4 protein-coding genes are annotated in these 3,147 nt (G+C 71.8%); 3 read left to right on the top strand and 1 reads right to left on the bottom strand.

The genetic code is table 11. The annotated features are described in order from the left end of the window. On the top strand, window positions 1-93 hold a 93-nt coding region (locus ACFYOB_RS41505), incomplete at its 5' end, for an adenosylhomocysteinase (protein ID WP_388565265.1). Window positions 94-170: 77 nt separating this feature from the next. Continuing rightward, entirely contained in the window at window positions 171-788 is a 618-nt protein-coding gene (locus tag ACFYOB_RS41500) for a hypothetical protein (RefSeq protein ID WP_388570259.1), read from the top strand. A gap of 3 nt (window positions 789-791) precedes the next feature. Here the strand turns inward: ACFYOB_RS41500 and ACFYOB_RS41495 are convergent, their stop codons facing one another. Then, a complete protein-coding gene (locus ACFYOB_RS41495) occupies window positions 792-1,706 on the bottom strand; it encodes an RDD family protein (protein ID WP_388570256.1) in 915 nt (304 codons plus the stop codon). Window positions 1,707-1,817: 111 nt separating this feature from the next. On the opposite strand from ACFYOB_RS41495, the gene ACFYOB_RS41490 reads away from it, so the two are divergent. Further along, a complete protein-coding gene (locus ACFYOB_RS41490) occupies window positions 1,818-2,825 on the top strand; it encodes a stage II sporulation protein M (RefSeq protein ID WP_388570254.1) in 1,008 nt (335 codons plus the stop codon). The last annotated feature ends 322 nt before the right edge of the window (window positions 2,826-3,147 follow it).

Genomic DNA, 3,147 nt, shown 5'->3' with positions numbered 1-3,147 from the left:
GGCGTCAAGCTGACGACGCTGCGCCCGGAGCAGGCCGACTACATCGGCGTCCCGGTCGAGGGCCCGTACAAGCCGGACCACTACCGCTACTGATCTCCCGCGGATCCGCAGCACCTCAGGCAGGCCCCCGGCACCTCCGCCGGGGGCCTGCCCCGTACCCAAGGATCGTCATGCCACGCGGCCGCTACTCCCTCCACGACCCGCACGACCACACCCCTCTCGGCGAGGAGCACTTCCACTGCGCCCCCGGCCCCTCCGGCTGGCGCTACGTCTCCCAGCTGACGGCCCCCAACGGCGACCACCGGGGCTCCGTCGACCTGGCCGTCGACGAACTGGGCCGACCCATCCGCCTCGAAGTGAACGCCTCCAGCTGGCAGGTCCGCGGAGCCGCCATCGACGGCGTCACCTGGGTCCGTACCGACCCCACCGGCGCAGAGGCCACCGAGGGCAACGTCCACGCCCCCGGCTTCACCGGCACCTCACCGGCCTTCCTGATCGCGACGGCCCGCCTGCTGCGCCTGACCCCGGGCGCCCCCGCCACCCGCGTACGGCTCCTGGCCCTCACCGACCCGGTACTGGCCCCCCGTACGGTCGACCAGGCCTGGGCCCTGCTGCGCCGCGAGGAGCACCCCACCGACAGCGGCCCGCTCCTGGTGGACGAGTACCAGGTCAGCGCTCTGGACACCGGCGAGGTCCACACGGTCCACATCGCCGGCGACGTGGTCCTGTCCGCCCCGGGCATCGAGCTGGAGCACCTGGAGACCCCGCCCTCGACCTTCGAGCAGTAACCCTCAGGCGGGCGGCGCGAACCCGCCGGCGCGCGGCGCCGTCGCGGGCGCGGCGGGCGGAGCCGTCACGGGGGCGGGGGCGGGCACAGGGTTCGTGACGGGGACGGGCACCGCGGCGGGCATTGCGCCAGGCATTGCGGCAGGCCCAGGACCGGAAGCATGCGGAGGAACCGGGGCGAAAGCCCGCGCCGCGTCCCGCGACTGCCGCTCGTGCACCACGGCCATCAGGAACGCGGCCGCCGGGACCCCCGTCGGCGGCGGCGCCCCCGTACGGGACACCAGGTCGTCCGCGAGCCGCGCCGCCATCGCCGCGCCCACCTGCGGATCCAGCTGGTTCATCCGCGTCAGGTACTGGCGGATCGCCAGCCACAGCCCGTCCGGGACCGCCGACAGATCCAGTCCGGAGAACCGTCCGGCCAGCCAGGGCGGCGGCGGAGGAACCGGCATCACCCGCGTCCCCGGCACCCGCTCCCGGATCACCAGGGTCCCCGCGAAGACGTCCCCGAGCCGCCGGCCGCGCGCCGACACCAGCGAAGCGATGCACGCCACCGCGCCGAAGGTCATGATCAGCTCCACGACCCCCATGGCCCCGCGCACCAGCGCGTGACGGAACCGGATCGGCCCGCCGTCGTCCCGCACCACCCGCAGCCCGCACGCGAGCTTGCCCAGAGACCGTCCGTGGCTGAGCGTCTCCACCGCGATCGGTACGCCGACCAGCAGCAGCAGGAAACCGGCCACGGCCACGGCCGCCTGCGCGGCGTCGTCCAGCGAGGCGGTCGCGAAGGTCAGGCCGACCGAGAGGATCACGTACCCGGTGATGTACACGACCAGGTCGAGGACGATCGCCAGCGCCCGGCTCGGCACCCTCGCCGGCCTCAACCCCAGGACGACCGCGTCCCCCGTCACCAGATCGCTCACCACATCACCTTTCACGTGACCTGCCCCGCCCCATCGTCATTCAGTCTGCCAAGCTGACCACACGAGGAACAGGCAGAAGCAGGGGCACTGGGGCAGGGGAGCGGCAACCGGATGGATCTCGACGTCTTCGTGACGGCACACCGCGCGGAATGGGACCGCCTGGAGCAGCTCCTGGACCGCGGCCGCAAGCTCACCGGCGCCGAGGCCGACGAACTCGTCGCCCTCTACCAGCGCACCTCCACCCACCTGTCCCTCGTCCAGTCCAGCGCCCCGGATCCGATGCTCACCGGCCGGCTGACCCAGCTGGTCGCGCGGGCCCGTGCCACGGTGACGGGCACCCGTCGCGCCGGGTGGCGCGACGCGATCCTCTTCTTCACCGTGGGCTTCCCGGCCGCGGTCTACCGCAGCCGCCGCTGGTGGATACCGACCGCGCTGATCTCCACGGCGCTCGGCGTGCTCATCGGCTGGTGGATCGCCACGCACCCCGAGGTCCAGGGCGCCATCGCCGCCCCCGAGGACCTCCAGGCCCTCACGAAGCCGGGCGGCGAGTACGAGACGTACTACTCCAGCCACCCGGCGAGCTCCTTCGCCGCGAAGGTGTGGACGAACAACGCCCAGGCGGCCGCGATCTGCCTGGTGCTGGGGGCGTTCCTGGGGATCCCGGTGCTCTGGATCCTCTTCCTGAACATGGCCAACCTCGGCGTCGGCATCGGCCTCATGGCCTCCGCCGGCCGGCTCGACGTCTTCCTCGGCCTGATCCTCCCCCACGGCCTGCTCGAACTGACGGCGGTCTTCGTCGCCGCGGGCACGGGCCTGCGCCTGGGCTGGACGGTCATCGACCCGGGCCCCCGCACCCGCCGCGCCGCCCTCGCCGAACAGGGCCGCGCGGCCCTCGGCATGGCCATCGGCCTCGCCGTGGTCCTGTTCGTCTCGGGCCTGATCGAAGGCTTCGTGACCCCGTCGGGCCTGCCCACCTGGGCTCGCATCACCATCGGCGTCGTGGCCGAGGCCGCCTTCCTGCTCTACGTCTACATCCTGGGCGGCAGGGCCTCCCGCGCCGGCGAGGCGGGCGACGTGGAGGCCGCCGACCGCACGGCGACGCTCCCGACGGCGGCCTGATGTGCGCAGGACCCCCCTGAGCTGCTAGTCTCCACAGGTCCCGGAACGGGTGTTGACACATCCGCGCTGGGGAGGTAGATTCGAACGGTTGCCTGGACTGGACAGGTTCGGCAGCGACAGTTCATAATCTCTCTCGCCCCCGCAGAGGAATCAAGGAATTGAATTCCGGTGGGGCGCAGCCGACTCCTCATTCAGGAATCCGAAGCCGGTAAATCCGGTGGAGAACTTCTGATAGAGTCGGAATCGCCGGAAAGGGAAAGCGCGAAAGCGCAGAACCTGGAAAGCACCGAGGAAGTCGGACACGAAAGAGTCTGATAGAGTC

The organism is Streptomyces sp. NPDC006463 (assembly GCF_042870715.1).
GTDB lineage: Bacteria > Actinomycetota > Actinomycetes > Streptomycetales > Streptomycetaceae > Streptomyces.
This window is presented reverse-complemented; position numbering and strand designations above follow the sequence as displayed.

Coding starts and splice junctions, on each gene's coding strand:
- ACFYOB_RS41500 (WP_388570259.1), top strand. CDS start 171: ATGCCACGCGGCCGCTACTCCCTCCACGACCCGCACGACCACACCCCT.
- ACFYOB_RS41490 (WP_388570254.1), top strand. CDS start 1,818: ATGGATCTCGACGTCTTCGTGACGGCACACCGCGCGGAATGGGACCGC.